The organism is Methyloglobulus sp. (assembly GCF_040079455.1).
In the GTDB taxonomy this organism is placed as follows: Bacteria; Pseudomonadota; Gammaproteobacteria; order Methylococcales; family Methylomonadaceae; genus Methyloglobulus.
The window spans coordinates 1-17,506 of the sequence record NZ_JBEBKJ010000025.1 but is presented as its reverse complement, the minus strand read 5'-3'; the positions used below and the strand labels follow the sequence as shown (position 1 = coordinate 17,506).

General features: G+C 44.3%; 19 protein-coding genes. 11 read left to right on the top strand and 8 right to left on the bottom strand.

All coding sequences use genetic code 11. The features are described from left to right. Nucleotides 1-145 precede the first annotated feature (145 nt). The 9 genes from ABL924_RS07590 to ABL924_RS07550 all read left to right on the top strand — a co-directional run bounded on the left by ABL924_RS07590 (nucleotide 146) and on the right by ABL924_RS07550 (nucleotide 8,827). Nucleotides 146-2,863, top strand: a complete 2,718-nt coding sequence (locus tag ABL924_RS07590) for a DUF2339 domain-containing protein (protein WP_349026474.1) — start codon at nucleotides 146-148, stop codon at nucleotides 2,861-2,863. After that, entirely contained in the window at nucleotides 2,860-4,332 is a 1,473-nt protein-coding gene (locus ABL924_RS07585) for a DUF3999 family protein (RefSeq protein ID WP_349026473.1), read from the top strand. The genes ABL924_RS07590 and ABL924_RS07585 overlap by 4 nt, the downstream gene beginning before the upstream one ends. A 104-nt stretch (nucleotides 4,333-4,436) precedes the next feature. After that, the gene (locus tag ABL924_RS07580) at nucleotides 4,437-5,522 is read left to right on the top strand and encodes an alkene reductase (RefSeq protein WP_349026472.1); all 1,086 of its coding nucleotides are present in this window, start codon (nucleotides 4,437-4,439) and stop codon (nucleotides 5,520-5,522) included. Between the two features lie 202 nt (nucleotides 5,523-5,724). Beyond that, nucleotides 5,725-6,162 (top strand): hypothetical protein, encoded by a 438-nt coding sequence (locus tag ABL924_RS07575; RefSeq protein WP_349026471.1) that lies wholly within the window; start codon nucleotides 5,725-5,727, stop codon nucleotides 6,160-6,162. A gap of 614 nt (nucleotides 6,163-6,776) precedes the next feature. Continuing rightward, nucleotides 6,777-7,142 carry a hypothetical protein gene (locus ABL924_RS07570; RefSeq protein ID WP_349026470.1) on the top strand — a complete coding sequence of 122 codons (366 nt, stop codon included), beginning with the start codon at nucleotides 6,777-6,779 and terminating at the stop codon, nucleotides 7,140-7,142. Then, complete coding sequence (locus ABL924_RS07565) at nucleotides 7,139-8,038, top strand: Eco57I restriction-modification methylase domain-containing protein (protein ID WP_349026469.1); 900 nt, start codon at nucleotides 7,139-7,141, stop codon at nucleotides 8,036-8,038. The genes ABL924_RS07570 and ABL924_RS07565 overlap by 4 nt, the downstream gene beginning before the upstream one ends. Further along, nucleotides 7,965-8,207, top strand: a complete 243-nt coding sequence (locus tag ABL924_RS07560) for a hypothetical protein (protein ID WP_349026497.1) — start codon at nucleotides 7,965-7,967, stop codon at nucleotides 8,205-8,207. The genes ABL924_RS07565 and ABL924_RS07560 overlap by 74 nt, the downstream gene beginning before the upstream one ends. Continuing rightward, nucleotides 8,204-8,335 (top strand): hypothetical protein, encoded by a 132-nt coding sequence (locus ABL924_RS07555; RefSeq protein ID WP_349026468.1) that lies wholly within the window; start codon nucleotides 8,204-8,206, stop codon nucleotides 8,333-8,335. Before ABL924_RS07560 ends, ABL924_RS07555 begins: the two co-directional genes overlap by 4 nt. A 114-nt stretch (nucleotides 8,336-8,449) precedes the next feature. After that, complete coding sequence (locus tag ABL924_RS07550) at nucleotides 8,450-8,827, top strand: methyltransferase (RefSeq protein WP_349026495.1); 378 nt, start codon at nucleotides 8,450-8,452, stop codon at nucleotides 8,825-8,827. 76 nt (nucleotides 8,828-8,903) lie between these two features. On the opposite strand, the gene ABL924_RS07545 is transcribed toward ABL924_RS07550, so the two are convergent. Genes ABL924_RS07545 through ABL924_RS07535 form a run of 3 tightly spaced genes read right to left on the bottom strand, consistent with a single transcriptional unit; the run spans nucleotide 8,904 to nucleotide 10,476 of the window. After that, a complete protein-coding gene (locus tag ABL924_RS07545) occupies nucleotides 8,904-9,383 on the bottom strand; it encodes a nuclear transport factor 2 family protein (RefSeq protein ID WP_349026467.1) in 480 nt (159 codons plus the stop codon). 31 nt (nucleotides 9,384-9,414) lie between these two features. Beyond that, nucleotides 9,415-10,044 carry a pyridoxamine 5'-phosphate oxidase family protein gene (locus ABL924_RS07540; RefSeq protein ID WP_349026466.1) on the bottom strand — a complete coding sequence of 210 codons (630 nt, stop codon included), beginning with the start codon at nucleotides 10,042-10,044 and terminating at the stop codon, nucleotides 9,415-9,417. A 54-nt stretch (nucleotides 10,045-10,098) separates the two neighbouring features. Further along, the gene (locus ABL924_RS07535) at nucleotides 10,099-10,476 is read right to left on the bottom strand and encodes a DsrE family protein (protein WP_349026465.1); all 378 of its coding nucleotides are present in this window, start codon (nucleotides 10,474-10,476) and stop codon (nucleotides 10,099-10,101) included. 79 nt (nucleotides 10,477-10,555) lie between these two features. Here ABL924_RS07535 and ABL924_RS07530 point away from each other — a divergent pair, with 79 nt between their 5' ends. Continuing rightward, nucleotides 10,556-11,152, top strand: coding sequence for a TetR/AcrR family transcriptional regulator (locus tag ABL924_RS07530; RefSeq protein WP_349026464.1), 597 nt, complete (start codon nucleotides 10,556-10,558; stop codon nucleotides 11,150-11,152). A gap of 352 nt (nucleotides 11,153-11,504) precedes the next feature. Here the strand turns inward: ABL924_RS07530 and ABL924_RS07525 are convergent, their stop codons facing one another. From ABL924_RS07525 to ABL924_RS07505, 5 genes are all read right to left on the bottom strand, one after another. Then, entirely contained in the window at nucleotides 11,505-13,445 is a 1,941-nt protein-coding gene (locus ABL924_RS07525; protein ID WP_349026463.1) for a DCC1-like thiol-disulfide oxidoreductase family protein, read from the bottom strand. Nucleotides 13,446-13,585: 140 nt separating this feature from the next. After that, entirely contained in the window at nucleotides 13,586-13,717 is a 132-nt protein-coding gene (locus ABL924_RS07520; RefSeq protein WP_349026462.1) for a hypothetical protein, read from the bottom strand. Between the two features lie 108 nt (nucleotides 13,718-13,825). Further along, nucleotides 13,826-14,326 (bottom strand): hypothetical protein, encoded by a 501-nt coding sequence (locus tag ABL924_RS07515; RefSeq protein ID WP_349026461.1) that lies wholly within the window; start codon nucleotides 14,324-14,326, stop codon nucleotides 13,826-13,828. Beyond that, nucleotides 14,326-14,877, bottom strand: coding sequence for an FMN-binding protein (locus ABL924_RS07510; RefSeq protein ID WP_349026460.1), 552 nt, complete (start codon nucleotides 14,875-14,877; stop codon nucleotides 14,326-14,328). The genes ABL924_RS07515 and ABL924_RS07510 overlap by 1 nt, the downstream gene beginning before the upstream one ends. 234 nt (nucleotides 14,878-15,111) lie before the next feature. Continuing rightward, on the bottom strand, nucleotides 15,112-16,563 hold the full coding sequence (locus tag ABL924_RS07505; protein ID WP_349026459.1) for a hypothetical protein: 1,452 nt from the start codon (nucleotides 16,561-16,563) through the stop codon (nucleotides 15,112-15,114). 446 nt (nucleotides 16,564-17,009) lie between these two features. On the opposite strand from ABL924_RS07505, the gene ABL924_RS07500 reads away from it, so the two are divergent. Next, nucleotides 17,010-17,506: hypothetical protein (locus tag ABL924_RS07500; protein WP_349026458.1), on the top strand; the 497-nt coding region annotated here is incomplete at its 3' end.

Here is a 17,506-nt window from a genome sequence, read left to right as displayed (position 1 = left end):
GCGAACGGCAGTTAAAACTTCACAAGGCCGAATCTTAGTGATGCGTTGACGACGCTATCTAAAATAATTAGGGCAAATGTTTTTTATGTAAAATGAGTTAGTTACAGAAACATCAGCTTGAATTAAATCTTTACCGGGAAAATCCATGGAATTGCATTTTGTCATACTGGGGCTAGTGAGTTTAGCTGCTTGTATTGGGGGTATCTCTGCCTTTTTCGCATTGTTTTCATCGGGCAGCAAAAGCACCCGCATTGATGAGCTTGAACGAGAAATTAAACAGTTAAGAATACAGTTAGAGTCGTTTAGACAACGCTTGGATAAGTTACCTCAGCAAGCCTCACCGCCTACAACGCCAGTGGCTATGGCAGCGAATATAACTACTGACCTCTCTTCAGCAATACCAACTGAGACAGTAGCTAAATTCGCAGTAAAGGATTTTGATGATGGGGTCATTCAAAAAGCATCAGCCAGTGCCCCAGTTGTAGCCAGCCATGAAAAACCCCATACTCAACCTGCACCTACAAACCACTGGGACTTACCAGAAGAAGACCCCGGCTTTATTGAACGGTCCATTTCAGCGGCTAAAGACTGGCTGTTTGGCGGGAATACTTTGGTGCGGTCTGGCATTGTCATTTTGTTTATTGGCGTTGCCTTTTTGCTTAAGTTGGCTGTTGATAAAAACTTTATCCCCATTGAATTACGCTTGACGGCAGTTGCTTTACTTGGTGTAGGCTTGCTGGTAATAGGGTGGCGCTTGCGTGACCAACGTGCCGAATATTCATGGGCATTGCAGGGCGGCGGCATCGGTGCCATGTACCTAACGATATTTGCCGCATTCAAGTTATATCAGTTGATTCCATCAGGCGCGGCTTTTGGTTTGCTGATTATGGTGGCGTTTTTGTCGGCATTTATTGCCGTTAAGCAATCAGCGTTGCCGCTAGCTATCCTTGGCTTTACTGGCGGCTTTTTAGCCCCTGTTTTTACCTCTACGGGTCATGGTAGCCACGTTGGTTTGTTTAGTTACTACTTGGTGCTTAATAGTGCTATTGCGTTTATTGCGTTCCACAAAAGCTGGCGCGGCCTAAATGTATTGGGCTTTGCCTTTACTTTTATTATCGGCAGTATATGGGGTGCTAAAAGTTATCAACCCGAACATTTTGCCACGACCGAACCTTTCTTAATTATTCATTTTTTGCTGTTCACCGCAATTGCCGTGCTTTTTGCACATCGGCAAGCGACCAAAGCCAGTGATTATGTCGATGCTACGTTAGTATTTGGCACTCCGTTGGTGGGCTTTAGTTTGCAATACGCGTTGCTGCGCGATTCGCACTTTGGCTTGGCTTATAGTGCGCTGGTACTGGGTATGTTTTACATCGCTTTAGCTTCGTGGGTGCTAATCCGTAAACGCGACACGCTCAAATTTTTGGGTGAATGCTTTTTGGCTTTGGGCATAGGCTTTATTACACTTACCTTGCCGCTCGCCTTAGATGGACGTTGGACTTCAGCGGCCTGGGCGGTAGAAGGTGTAGGTTTGTTGTGGGTAGGCTTAAAACAAAATCGCACTTTTCCTACGCTGTCAGGCTTGGCGCTACAGTTACTCGGCGCAGGTGCTTTTATGCAAGGCTGGGGCTTAACTGGGCAAACAGGGGTTGCTACCCAAAATATGTTCTTAGGTGTGGGTTTTATCGCGTTATCTGGCTGGGCTTGTGGCGCATTGTGGAATAAATATCGCCCAGACCAGTTTGGCGTTTTAACAACCTCATTAGCTTTGTGGGGCTGGTTATGGTGGGTGGCATCTGGCTTAACGGCAATTGATGAATTTATGCCCAGAAACTTGTTTGTACACACTGGGCTTGCATTTGTTGCTATAACCAGTGCGCTACTGCCTTTTGCTTCGGGTTATTTTAAATGGCCGAAACTGACAGCTTTGGCAGGACTGTTGCTGCCCGTCATGGTAATTGCATTAACGATTAATGGTTTTGATAATGTCCACCCATTTGCTCATTACGGCTACATCATATGGCCGCTAGCCTTTGCCGTTTATATGTGGATATTAACACGGGATGTGTTGCCAAAACATGCTTTGTTACGCGCACCGTTGCTATGGTTAATGGCAATTGTAGGCGTAATTGAATGGCGATATCAGCTTGGTCAATCTGTGAGCGAATCTAATGTATGGCAAGAAATTGGTTGGGCAATTGTGCCGATGATGATCATGGGCGCTGTTACGCGCTGGCAAAGTATAAGGCAAGAAACTGACACCAAGCACACTTGGCTTTGGATTGGCTGTACTCCCTTGGCGGTATTTTTAGTGGCTTGGTTTGTAATCATGTCGTTGCATTCCAGTGGCAACGCCGCGCCACTACCCTATATTCCACTACTAAATCCGTTAGATATAACGCTCGCCGCCGTGATGCTCTTGCTACTTGTTTGGCAACGTGCCGTTGGTGAAGCTTTCAACAAACTGCATGAAATTAAGCCCACATTGGCAAGCATGATGGGCTTTGCTTTGCTCAACGGTATGTTGCTACGCACATTGCATCACTGGGCAGGTACACCATTTGAATGGACATCAATATTTAGCAATTCAACCGTACAAATGTCGTTTACCTTGTTGTGGGGGATTACTGCATTTATTCTCATGGTGATTGCCCACAAACGCCTACAACGTAAGCTATGGATTATGGGGGCAGCGCTAATGGGCTTAGTCGTTGCTAAAATATTCTTGCTCGATTTAGCACAGCACGGCTCAGTAGAACGCATTGTGTCATTCATAGGCGCAGGACTGATGTTACTGGTGATGGGTTATTTTGCGCCCTTGCCACCCGTCAAAACCAACGCTACAGAAGAGGTGTCGGCATGAAATTGTCCCGTACGATATTGCTTATCTTAAGCGGCAGCTTCTTAGCGCAACCAGTTCTTGCAGTCGATTTTCGCTTTCAAGAAAAAGTGGACGAGCAAGTTGGGCTAAGTGCCACTAAGCCATTTTACCGAAGCGACCTGCCGATTGAAGTGTACCAAGCAACACGCAGCAGCACTCTGCAAGACCTTACCATTACCAACGCAACCGGTGAGCAAGTGCCTTACGCCTTAGTGCCTTATGATACGCTGCACCCAGAAACAAATACGCACAAAGAAACGATCCCGTTACAGTTTTCACCCATCAAAATAAATGCCCTGCAAAACCCAAATGAGCTTCGGCTTCAATTAGAAAAAAGCGCAGAAAAGACCACAATTAACCTGGCTTCTAGCGATGTGAAACATACCGCAAGTACGGTTTTTTTGATTGACCTTGGCGTTAAGCACCCACCGATAAGCGAGCTTTTAGTTGATTGGCAGGGTGGCGAAAACACGCTGCATAATATTCAAGTGTTAAGCAGTATAGACCTTAAAGACTGGACTATTGCAGGCGATGCAACGCTACTAAACACCTTACCCAGTAGCGGAACTGAACAGCAACAGTTAAAAACCGCAAGCGATCAAAACGGCACTGACGAGTATGCCCAACTAAATCACACCATTTCTCAACATACCATCAAGCTCAATAACAATTGGGATTATTCAAATAACTCGCGCTATTTACAGATTCGCCCTTCTGATGCAACTGACACTGGCACCATTACGCTCACCCAAGTGCGAGCAAATTATGATGTCTTGCAAACCGTTGCGCCACAACCTCTATGGCAAGAGCCGCGTTTTATAGGTCGAGAAAATCAAGATAAATCAAGGCTAGTGAACATTGATTTTGAGTCGTTTGGGCATTTTCCAACGAGTCGCTTAAAAGTAAAGCTACCGCAAGCAAACACGGTCACCAACGTTACCTTTTTAGTTCGCAATGCCACAAACGAGCCTTGGAAAATAATCACCAGCACATTGTTACGCAGTCTTGCCGATGGTAAGCCTTATCCACCTGAAATCCTATGGCAACCGATTGATGCCCGTTTTTGGCGGCTGCAATTTGACCAATCTGGCGGCGGCATAGGCACAGATAATCCCACATTAAGCTTAGGCTGGTTGCCAAGTACTGTAGTGTGGAATGCGCGCGGTAAAGCCCCATTTACCTTGCACGTAGGCGACAACCCTAGCATCGTCAACACCATTCCAATCACCACCATGCTGCCTGAGTACGACACCCAACGCATAAACTCGCTGCCAGTGGCGTTCTTACAACTCAATGCGGCTACGCAAAGCTCACCAGTTACAGCACCTGCTGGCACTTGGGTATCCCCGCCGGATTATAAAATCTGGCTGTTATGGGGTGGGCTGGTGCTTGGTGTGTTGCTACTGGCTGGTATGGCGTATTCTTTACTTAAAGCAGAGAGGAAAAAATAATTTCATAATTGCTTAAAAGATGCTTTAAACCATGGCAGTATGCACTCTATTTTCAACAGTGTACGGCATTATTTTTTAACTAAATTTTTTCGGAGTACTTAATTTTGTCATCAACAAAAACCAATCTGTTTTCACCCATCAAGTTCGGCGATCTCGAACTATCTAACCGAATCATAATGGCACCTTTAACCCGAAATCGAGCGGCAGAAGGCAATGTCCCTCAAGATATGAATGTCGAATATTATCGGCAACGCGCCAGCGCGGGGTTGATTATTTCCGAAGGCAGCCAGATTTCTCCACAAGGTTTGGGTTATCCAGGCACACCAGGAATCCATTCCGATGCCCAGGTCGAAGGTTGGCTTAAAGTGACAGCAGCAGTGCATAAAGTAGGCGGAAAAATCTTTTGCCAGCTTTGGCATGTAGGCAGGATTTCCCATACCTCATTACAAATCAACGGCGAGTTACCCGTTGCTCCTTCCGCCCTCAAACCTAACGGTCAGATTTTTACCTATACAGGCCTGGAAGATTTTGAAATGCCCCGCGCCCTTACGACGGATGAAATACCCGGCATTATTGCCGATTATGTCAACGCCGCACAAAATGCTAAACGCGCGGGTTTTGACGGCGTGGAAATCCACTCGGCTAATGGTTATCTGCTCGACCAATTCATTAGGGACAGCACTAACCAACGGCAAGACCAGTACGGCGGTGACATAACTAATCGTATGCGATTGTTAATCGAAGTGACGAAACAAGTCGTCGCAGTTTGGGGTAAAGACCGTGTGGGTGTGCGCTTATCACCGGAAAATTCGTTTAACGACATGAAAGACAGCAATCCGCAGCAAACTTTCAATGCGGTTGCCAAAGCACTTTCCGACTTTCCATTGGCTTACCTGCATATCCTGGAAGGCGACATGATGACTGGTGAGCGTCAGCTTGATTATGTGGAATTAAGGAAGTGTTTCAATGGCTATTATATGGCCAATAACGGCTACGACTTAGAGTTGGCTAATACCGCAATTGCAGAAGGCCATGCCGACATGGCGGCTTTCGGCAAATTGTTTATTGCCAACCCTGACCTGCCTTACCGGTTTGCCAATAAACTGCCTTTAAATACGCCTGATAATGCGACTTTTTATGGCGGGGATGAAAAAGGCTATACTGATTATGCCGCGTGGATTAAAGCCTAGTTTTGGTAGGCTAATTATCATGAATATTTAATAGGTGTAATTGACGTAATTGTAATAATAGAACGTCCGGGTGCTTTATATCTTACTTATACAAAACAATGAATTGGGTAATTTTATGAAGATTATACGACAAGCCATAATAGTTATACGATATTTTATGTCGTATAACTTACGTTAGGCAAATCAAACAACAGCGTTTTTTATGACTACTTTAAAATTAGTCAGTTATACAGCTCTAGTCATTTTTCTGCTTATAAACATAAATGTAAATCTTAGCCATTCTTCAGAAATGTGTAATTTTCACGTAAAAGAAATGGGAATCGAATGGGCCAGGAAACATATCGGTGATTGCAAACCTGATGTTTATAAAAGTTATATCGTACTAACAAGCATCCCATATTTAATGTTTTTTATTTGCCTAAAACTTATTAATACATACAAGTCATTAGTCACATTTTCTTGTTTAATCATAACAATCCTTGCCGGTACAGTGTATTTGGAACTTGAAGGAAAAATTGATCCCTATAAAGGGTTAGAAATCGGGGTGTTTTTGATACAAACATTTTTAAGTTTTGTGTTGTTAATATCTTCGGTTTTTTGTAGGGCAATCAATGAAAAAAATGAACCTAATTCAGAGTAGGTCAGTACGTCGAATGTTAAAAAATCACCTTGTTTCTGGCCTAACCTGGCAGTCAAAGGGACGCGCCGGACGCGGGCGCTTTTGAAGGTTGTTGGTTTATTTGGGTTCGTCGGCTTCGGTATAATCTGCCAACCGGCGCGCCCCTTACTTTTACGTTAGCGATGGTCGGCTCCTAGTTTTTCTACTTACTGTTTTTGGTAAATTGGCAAACTTATTTTGTTACTGTTTAGCTTTGTTACTGGGTGAAATTGGAGAGCGCGGGGAGTCGCTATTTTTGCGAAAGCTTGTTTTGAGGACGTCCTGTCCAAACAAGCGGCAAAAACTTAACGCGACCGCCAATGCCTGCGGCTGCCCCAGCCGTCCTGCCACCCTCGTCCCATACCCGACAAGGGGTATGGGACATCGTTACGCAATGACTCGACGCAATGTCGTAAAGCTGTGCATTTTCACGCCGCAAACAGCGCTTCGTGAAAACACACAGCACTATCGCTTCGGGGGACTAAAAATCTTCACTCCGCTAACGCTACGTTTCCAGGATTTTCAGCGGTTGTACAGTTGGGTAAGCTTTGGAGTTTTGCTTTATAATCGGACTGAGTACATCAGAGGACGCACCATTGCTAGCCACCGTTGAACAAACAAGATTAAAAGTATCGAAAAATACTGAGGCCGAACGAAAATCACAACTTGGCCAATTTTTTACGCCTGCAAGGACGGCTCAGTTTATGGCCAGCTTGTTTACATCAAAAAACATCGATAACTGTCGTTTGCTTGATGCTGGTGCGGGTATTGGTTCACTTTCAAGTGCATTTCTTGAACGGTGCATTGCTGCAGAAATAAATTTTCGAAAGATAGAAATAGCTGCCTTTGAATTGGACGATTTTATCCACAATGAATTAAATAACTCGCTTTCCAGTTATAAGAACAGGCTGTTAACAGGATACAATTTGGTTTCGGTAACGGATTTACTCATGCAATTTTGAATCCGCCTTACAAAAAAATTAACAATAACTCCCGTCACCGTCTGCTACTTCGAGAGGTAGGCATAGAAACGGTAAATCTTTATTCTGCTTTTGTTGCCTTGGCTTTGTCCATGATGGAATTGGGTGGAGAAATAGTTACAATTATTCCTCGTAGCTTCTGTAATGGGCCATATTACCGCCCTTTTCGTGATTTTATACTGGAACGGGCAGCAATTCGACATATACACCTGTTCGACTCGCGTAACAAGGCATTCAAGGATGATGATGTTTTACAAGAGAATATTATCCTCTTACTTGAACGTGGCGGTCAACAAGCTGATGTAACGGTGACCACGTCGACTGATGACCGTTTTGCTGATTTCATAACACATACACACCCATTCAACCGGATAGTATTTCCCGATGACTCCGAGCGTTTTATCCATGTACCGACTTCACCAGAATTCAATATCATCGAACTTTCAACCGTAATTCATTGTTCGTTGAATGACATCGGCATCAAGGTATCGACAGGGCCAGTTGTTGATTTTCGAATGAAAGAGCATCTTCGTGAGATACCAGAATCGGGTACAGTGCCATTACTGTACCCTGCTCATTTTTCAGGGAACAACATAGAATGGCCGAAACTTGGCATCAAAAAGCCCAATGCTCTCCAGCGTAACGCTGAGACGGAAAAATGGCTTTATCCGAATGGTTTCTATTGTGTAGTGCGTCGTTTTTCATCGAAAGAAGAAAAACGACGGATCGTTGCCAGCGTTGTGCAGCCGCACACCTTTGGCGACGCGGAAATGCTGGGTATAGAAAATCACCTAAATGTATATCATGAAAATAAACACGGCTTACCAGAAGCACTTGCGCGAGGCTTGGCTACCTACCTTAATACAACAAGGCGTTGATGAAAATTTTCGTCGTTCGAGTGGGCATACCCAAGTCAATGCCACCGACCTTAAGATGATGAAGTATCCGAGTCGACAAGCTCTAATCGCTCTTGGAGAATGGGCTAAGTATAGCGACGAGCCAACGCAGTTAATTATTGATGAACAATTGGAAAAACTGATCGCATGACGACCAATAACGATCATATCGACGAGGCGCATCAAATCCTTATTTCGCTAGGTTTGCCGCGTGGGCAGCATAACGAGAGATCGGCTCTGTGTTTGTTAGCATTGTTGAATCTTGCCCCTAGATTTTAACTGGGGAGCTTTTGAGCGTGTTATTGATGTCGGCGGTTCCAAAGGCAGCAAAGCCATATCAATTCTTAACTCCTACCCCAATCTAAAAGCGATTGTGTTTGACAGGCCGCCGATATACTTGCGCGTATTGATTTTCAGGGCGGCAATATGTTTGGGTCCTTGCCAACCGCCGCCTCAGACAATGATCTCTTCGTATTTTCCGCCATATTTCATTGCTTAAGTGACGAAGAATGCACAACAATATTAAGTAACTTGAAAACAGTCACTGCCACTCACCAATCATCTGTACTTTTTGCTGATGCCGTTGCTGAGGAAACCCATATTAATCCAACCATAGCCGCTTTCGACATGCAAATGTTAATTGGTACAAGTGGACGTGAACGTACTCCAAGCGAGTGGAAGCAGTTGTTAGAAAACGCTGGATTTGAAATCGTGGAGATAATGAATGTGAGAACCTTTGCCAAATTCATTATCGCTAAAGCTTTACGTTAGCGCCGTAACCTCCAAAAGACGGAAGTGTAATGATGCTCATATTTTCAGTCCGTTAAAATGAGCATCTTGAGAGTGTTTACAATCCCAAATCACTTAAACCTGGGTGGTCATCTGGCCGACGACCTAACGGCCAGAAAAATTTGCGTTCAGTTTCTTCAATCGGTAAATCGTTGATGCAAGCGTAACGAAACTCCATCAACCCGTTCGCATCAAACTGCCAGTTCTCATTACCATACGAACGAAACCATTGACCTGAATCATCGTGCCATTCATAGGCAAAGCGCACGGCAATACGGCTGTCCTCAAACGCCCATAACTCTTTAATCAGCCGATAATCTAATTCCTGCGCCCATTTACGGGTTAAAAATTCTACAATTTGGGTACGACCACAGGGAAATTCAGCACGATTGCGCCATTGGCTATCCGGTGTGTATACCAATGACACCCGTTGCGGGTCACGGCTATTCCAGCCATCTTCTGCCATGCGTACCTTTTGAATAGCGGTTTCGCGTGTGAACGGCGGTAGTGGTGGACGGGTTTCTAGTGGGGTATTCATGAGTGTTTCCTTTTGTACATTAATGAAGTTGTTACCTGTCAGGCATACTTGATTGATCTTGTTGCCGCAGTTGCTCACGCAGCACTCTATTCTCCTCTTGTAAAGTTTGTAGCACTTTATCCACTTCGGCTTCCGAATAACGTGGTGTAATGTGCTGTGGGCAGTTCCACTCAATCGCCTCAACTTGAATTACCATGCCACGCTCAACCCGTGCGCGGTAACTCGATACGGCTAAGCGGGCGAATGTGTCAGGTTCATCCTCCTCCTCATGAATAATACGGGCAATGCCCCATAGTTTAAGACGGCGACGATTAGGGTAATCCATCAGAATCATTGAAGTACGCGCATTAGCATTTATATTACCCACGCTGATGTACTGCCGGTTGCCTTTAAAATCAGCAAAGCCAATCGTACGAGCATCCAGCACCGTTATAAAACCTGGCGGACCACCCCGATGCTGCACATAAGGCCAACCGTTTTCTGAAATGGTCGCCATATAAAAACTATCACGAGACGCAATGAACTCACTCTCAAAGCTACCCAGCTCATTGCGCGGCTCATCCGAAAGTTCAAAGCGGCGGTTATTTTCACGGCTACCATAGCGCGTTTGAGCGGCTTTTACGCTATCGGTGAAACTGATGCTGGCAAATGCGTTAGGCATGGTGCTTCTCCTAAAAAAAGCTGGTGGCATGACCACCAGCGGTTAATACAACTTCTAGAACGTTAAAATGGTTGTACCGAATTTTAATAATTTCCCAAAACTCGCCAATCCTGAAGTACCTGGAATTGGATTTTCTTTTATAAACTCAAAACCACACGCCGTAGCTTCTTCAGCGGCACCAAAAAAATCAGCACAGCCACAGGATACGCCAGCAACATTGCTTTTTACGAGTTCATATAGCCCATGTAGCGGATGATCTGTTTGCGTAAGAAGGCTAGCCCAGCGTGTGCCGGCTCCCTGGAAAGTAATGGTTACTTCCCCGCCAGATTGCTTAATGTCATAAGCTGCCGCCAAGCCGTTAAACACACGGCCTAATGCTTCGTCACCGCCGTTTTTTGGGTCTGAAAAAATAATAATTGCTGCCTTGTTCATCTTAAATTCCTACCATAAAGTTAAATTAATAATATGCCGAACGTTCGGTACAGTGACAATTTAACGAACGTTCGGTACAATGTCAAGATTATTTTTTAAGGGTGGTTTTATGGCACTGCAAACAATTGATAACGACTCTCTTGTGGAATCGCTATTTGAAATAATTCGATGCCACGGTTATGAGGGCAGTACAATTTCACGGCTATCCGAAGTGACAGGGCTTAAAAAATCAAGTCTCTATCATCGTTTTCCGGCAGGTAAGGATGATATGGTTAAGGCAGTTGTGAGTTATATTAGCGCACAACTGCATCAGCTTGTCATAGCGCCATTATTAGTGCGTCAAGAGACACCCGAAAAACGGTTCAGCAATATGCTGGCCACGCTCAAGGCGTTTTATTGTGCTGGGCAAAAAAATTGTCTGTTGAATGTACTGAGTCTTGGGGAAGCAAGAGATGAAATCAAGGCGTTATTAAAAAAAGATTATGACGCTTGGTGTACAGCTCTCTGTATGTTAAGCCAGGAAGCGGGTTTGCAACCAAAAGAGGCCGAAGTACGAGCAGAACATTTTCTGGTCACTGTTCAGGGGGCTTTAGTTATTCAACGTTTAACCGATAACCCACTAACGTTTGAAAATTGCATGGCATATGAACAAGAGCAGTTTTTCCAAATACTTTAGCGACCGTTTATAGTTTGGCTCGCTAACAGGTCGCTCTTGGCTCTGGCTATCCGTACTTATGCGTCGTTGTGAATCCGAATAAAAAAGGGTATTTGCTGTTTGATTAGCCAACCCATCCACCTGTCGCCAATAAATCCTTAGGTTACAAAAGCCCTTTGATAGGGCGTTTGCCAAATTGCCCGATGAAGCGTTGTAACAGTACCCTGCGTTCCCGACGATTTGAATTGCCCCGTTTGTTTAACGGCAACCAATAGACAGGAATGGCCGCGCCGCGATAAACAAACGAGGGCAGTGCGAAAAGCCTCCCAGTCCATACGCGCTTTTAAGCCTACCGAGGGGACGCCCATATCACTCAGTTGCGCGGCACGTCCTTCGACATCGAATAATCCAGGTTGGCGTTGATGTCCTCAGGTAAATCGTAACTAATTTGCTCATTGCACCATCTTACGATCCCTATGTTAACCCACTGAGATAAAAAATTTTTATGCAGCTGATCTGATACCCAGTGCGTAGGTGCATCAATTTTCTTCATTTTTATTTTAAAGATTGTATTGCCAAGATTTAAACCTGATTCATGCCCCCAGAAAGCGGTCACTTTCATGATAAATTTGCGTAAGCGCTGGTTATCTATGGTGGGGGTAATAGCAATATTTGCCCACATTGAATGGACACGACCCCAGTTTGGGGCAAGCAATCGTCCCTGCTGATTGACAAAAGGTAACCAGTGTTCGATTCCATTTTGGTCTAGGTAAGTAATTGCCAGAATACGGTCATAACCCGCGAAATGGTCGTGTAAATAGAGCGCATGAGGGGTAATGCCTAGAAAAGTCGAAGAAAGCATGAGTAGGGCATTGCTGGCCTGGGAAATGGGCTGACTCATTGCAATTTTTTCAACAGCTATTGGCAGTCGGTAGAAAAGCCCATAATGAATGGTGCTATTTAATTGAAAAAACAACAGTACGATCACTATTTTCGCTAATTTCCTGGACAGGACTTTGGGTTTTTGTTGGCCAAACTGCTCGAATATTTGATGGTATAAGGTTTTATCTTGCAGCGGCGGATCAACCGGACAGCCAGCATCACAGCTTATGCGTTGGCGAGAATCGGCAATTGCGCGATATTTTTTTTCAGCCCACTGCCTAATTGCTGGCAAACCCAATAATATTCCGACTGGTGCTAAATAGCGCATTTTTAGCAAAATTTGCCGATACGTATCAACGCCAGAATAAATCTTGTTTTGCCCGTCTAAGGCATATAAGTCAGTCAACAAGGTATTCATGCTTATTGAAGACAGTCCTGGGTAACTAACCGCATATTGCTGTGCAGGTTTAAAGTCTATGCACTTGAATAGATCAAAGTGATTAAGCGTCAGCGCCGTACGGTTACATAAAGGACATTGTTGGTCGTAAAAAACGGTAAGTGCAGGTTGTTTAGCCGTGAACCACCGAGCGATATTGCGCCACCATTTGAACGGCACTAGCAGTACGTAAAAAATTAACATGCCTATGCCAAACGGGTAGATATTCAACGTAATTATGATACCCAAGTGCAGTGCAAGCCCAACCAACAAATATATGACCCTTAATCGCCGATGTGCAAAGAAAAACACAAACGTCAGCTGGAAAATCATAATCGTATAGCCTACCGTTTTTTGTAACCACTCAATATTTAACAGCGGCGAGGTATCAAGTGCAGAGACATAGTAAGGCTGAGTTGCCGGTAACCAGGAGCCCAAACCATTCCGCCAATGCTCGGCAAACAGTTTGTGAACATCTGAATCCAGATAAAGGAAACCCAGACATACCAATACAGGGATGTGGTAAGCAAGAGCCGAAACTGTCGCCTGTGGATAGTCAGCGTAATGGGTGAACGGCATGCTGAGTTTGTAGCGAAGACTGTCTATAGAAAAGGCTCGGTCGCCCGGCATAAACAGCAGAAAAAATCCCGTGCCAATCATGAAGGTATCAAAACCGCCATCAAAATCCCGCTGCATCGGCGTGAAATTCACAAAAACAATCCAGAATACGTAGTTAGCGGTTATCGCAAGCTGGTATCGGTAACCCACCGCCACACAAACAGCCACAATTCCCCATAGACAGAGGAAAAGCGGAATACCAGGAAACTCAACGTCTATATACGGAACGGGATCAAAAATTAAGTGATTGAAATAATAAAGGAAAAAAATTTCCTGTAAGGCAACCAGTCCATAAAAAACGCGAAAAAGGCCTATACCAGTAGCCGGCACTTTTTGGAAAAGCAGTTGGAAAATTTTTTGGTAAACAAATTGATACATTTCAAAATTCGAACTATCGAAAAAAAATGTACGGACTACCTGACAAAGGTGTTGGAAATAATGGGAAACGCTATAAACACCAAGGCCGCTAACGATTCAAAAAATCACTAGCGGCCTAAGAACAAAAAATCGAGTGTAGCTTATTGTTCGTCGTCTGGGTGTGGCGCGAAAACCCATTTCAACAGCAAAGTAACTACGCCAATAATCACAAGAAGGCCTATTATGCCGGCTGGTGTTTTTAATGTTTCGGTCATATCTAAGATAAAGCCCATATCTGTCCTACCTATGTGTTGTATTTTTAGAGATTGCTACTATAGTGCAGCAAATGGAACGGATAATGATACTTTAGGCAACTTTAAAGTCAAGGCTTTGTTGCTTGCTTATTCTGTGGAAACGTCTATAAGCCTTCTTGCGCGAATGAGGGCGGCGGCAACCACGCAAACCAAAGCTGCCAAAGAAAACTCCAATACCACAAATGAGGCTATCTTAAAATAAGCAAGCAGTGGATGAACAAATCTAACCAACCACCCCGCCGCCTCATCAGCGAGTGCGGAAATATAGGTTAATCCGCTTAACCAGATTTTTAATCTGGTAGAAAAATTCGTCATTAACATTAGATGGGTCAGTGTCACCACTAACATTCCCATAGAAAATAGGTGAAAATGCGATACTTCAAGCATTCCCTGATAGCTTCTGGGCTGGGTGAATTCCTCCTCAGACCCGAGGTAATAGGCAACCACCGATTTTGCGGTCAAATCCATGTGGTGAAAGTACATCATGCCATTACTAAGCCATAGCAAAGCAACATAACCCAGAAACATCAGCACCAGCGCATTCAATAAGGATTTACGGTGCTGCTCACCTGTCACAAAATAACGCATCAGTTTTTGCCCTGGTTTTTTAGCATAGTTTGGTAGACCGCCATCACTTTGCGGACACTGTTGACAGCAGCCCGTGTACTTAAAGTTGCACCCGAAATGCCTTGTATCCCTTTATTAAAATCCATATCGGCCAATGGTCGCTTCTTGAGCTGTTCAAACCAGCGTTCTGGAGGTTGATATTCAGGAGGCTCATGAAATGCCAGGGTATAAACATCACGTAATTCACCTTCAGAAGTTAGCACAATCATTAAAGTTTCTGGCTTAGTGCGGACAGTGCTTGTTTCAATTGCCGCATAGCCAAGTATTTTGTCCTTCTCTTTTCCAACATAGAAAGTGAATAACCCAGAGTCCAATTTAACTTTGGCTTCCTTTTGAAGGGTAGACATTTGCTGGTCATCGGGAAATAACGACAACGTTTCAACCTGTACGCCTTCACCAAATGCCAGCACCATTGCCTCATTTTTGCTGTAAAAAATCTTAGCAAAGCTGGGCATAGCCACAGCAAGTAGCAACAACGTGATGATGAGCCGTCTATTTCTGAAGATTTCCATTATTTATCTCAAGCCACCCATTTTAGTTTTAGAACACATTCAGCCAGAAGCAAAACGCCAGTCTGTAAAACCAATACAGCCAATTGTGATAGCGATTTGAATTCTAAACACACCTTCTCAGTTTGAAATGAGGAGCTAATTACATCATTCCTTAAATATTAAGGGAATCTCTAAAAATTCAAAAAATCCCATAACTTACTGAAATTATAATCCATGCTGACCATAAAGATTCTGTTAGAAAATAAAACCAAAGCCTAAATTAAAATCATCCGGCACACTACCTTTTTTAGCACCAATGTTGCGGTAATCCGCTTTAATCACGACATTAGGAATAGGCTTGTACTGCAAGCCAAATTGATAAATGTGCCTATCCATATTCTCATCATCGGGAGATCCATCTGGCACTTTAGCGATAGTATCAAATTGCTCATAGCGGAAAAACGGTGCCAAATATTGTGCGGTATCTTTGAAGATGAGCGGCAGAATGTCATAGCCGACTTCGGTGTACCAGCCATAATTTTCTGAGCCTATAGTTTGCGGAGTTGTTGGCACTCCGTTAGCAGTAGCTAAGCCCGCTAAACGTTTACTTTCGGCACTTAAAATATCTGCATTATTAATGTGTCCCCATGACCCCAATGCACGCCATTCCAAACCCCGGTATTTCCATTGGGCATGGCCTTCGTAAAGCTGAACCAACACATCAGGATTTTTCCCTGCAAAAGTTTGATTTTGGCCGGAATTGCCCACATACGCTGACCCACCTACCGACACGCCAGGCAATGCTTCAGGCGCATAATCCATGCGTGCAACATAGCCAAAGTTTTCTGCCTTGGCTTGACTACCGCCACCACGTCCATCACGAATACCGTTGGAACTAAACTCCGCTGCATTCAAGCCATTGACCACATAAGTGGTATACGTCAGCTCTGGCGTAATTTGACCAAACAAACCCACACCCACTTCACGCCAAGTACTGGGAATAATGCGACGTTCAACTTCGGGACGGTTATTGCCGAAGAAGAAAGGCGGCTCATGAATCTGGTTGATAAAGCCCATCGGCATTAACACCAAACCTGCCCTGATATTCGCTAAAGGATCGATGAAAAAATCGAGTGCCGCAAATTCGACGGACACCTCACCTTTTTCTTCAGAACCTTCACCAGTGGTGGCATGTTCAAACTCAATTTCACTATTAAACAGGATGTTATCGGTGAACTTGTAACCTGCGTACAATACTAAGCGTTCCATATCGGCATTATCGACATTTTTACCCTTATCCCCAACAAAGGCCTGATAATTGGCCTCGCCATAACCGCCAATCGACAAACCCTTCCCTACTTGATAAATTTTCGATGCCGCAGGGCCCAAGCCATAAGCACTTTTGTACTTGGCTTCTTCAGGAATTGCCAAGTTGGTGCGTAACTTTTCAACTTCCTGGCTTAACACATCGGTTTTGCGTTCTAGCTTTTTAACACTAGCTGATGCTACATTTGCAACCGGCGGTTGTTCACTTACCTTTGCGCCGTTCATTTGGGCTTTCATCGCTTCAATTTCTTGTTGCTGCGCCTGAATAATTTTCCACATGTCATCCATTGATTTTGGCTTTTCCACAGCGCCTATTGACGCACTTAACGCAAAGAGCACGGTCAACGCGCTGCTTCCTAATGCCATACGGCTGATTTTCATGTTTATCCTCCACTCATGATTAACGATGAAAAGAGTATAATGCAAATAAACTATAAAATACAAACGATTCCTATTTGTATCTTATAAAACCTAAGCTGGTTTTACTTGAAAAGTAATTTTATCAGTTCAGGGGATCTCTAAAAATCCCTTCAGCCGGACGGGGCATGTTGCCCCGTCTGTAGGTTTCACGTTGATTAAGCGCAGCCACGTCATTTAAGTTTTACGGAAACGTTAGGGACGGGGTTGCAAACCCCGAACGCGGGACTGGGTTTGCAACCCAGTCCCTAACGTTTTTCTGCGGCACGGGTTTGTTGTCGTGCGGCATATCCCACCACCTCAAAAAACGGATGAACGGGGCAACATGCCCTGTTGTGTTGGCTACTCACAATCACCTACGGCATCCGTTTTGGTACAATAACCTAACTTATACTTCAATAGGAAGCCTGATGCCGTCCCGCCGCGTAGCTACCGAGCTAAATGCTGGAACTTACTACCTCACACTAACTGTCCAGCGTTGGTATTATTTGTTTGACCGTTATAACCGTTGGCAAATTTTAGCTGATTCGATCCGTTACTGCCAAGATAACAAAGAGTTGGAATTGAACGGTTATGTTTTTATGTTAAACCATATTCATCTCATCGCTACTTCGCCAGATATGGCAGGATTTTTGCGGGACTTCAAACGATTCACTTCGGCTAAATTTAAGGCCAATCTGGAAGCTACTGAACCGAGTGTTTTGAAACTGTTTGTAGACGCAAAGGAAAGTTATCAGTTTTGGATGGTGACGAATGCCCCAAAGAAGATCGAAAATCCGGCGTTTTATCGCCAGAAGTTAAACTATATCCACGAAAATCCAGTACGAAAAGGTTATGTTTCCCGCCCGGAGCATTGGTTTTGGTCTTCGGCTAATCCGACTACGCCGCTACTTACTAAATTGCTTGT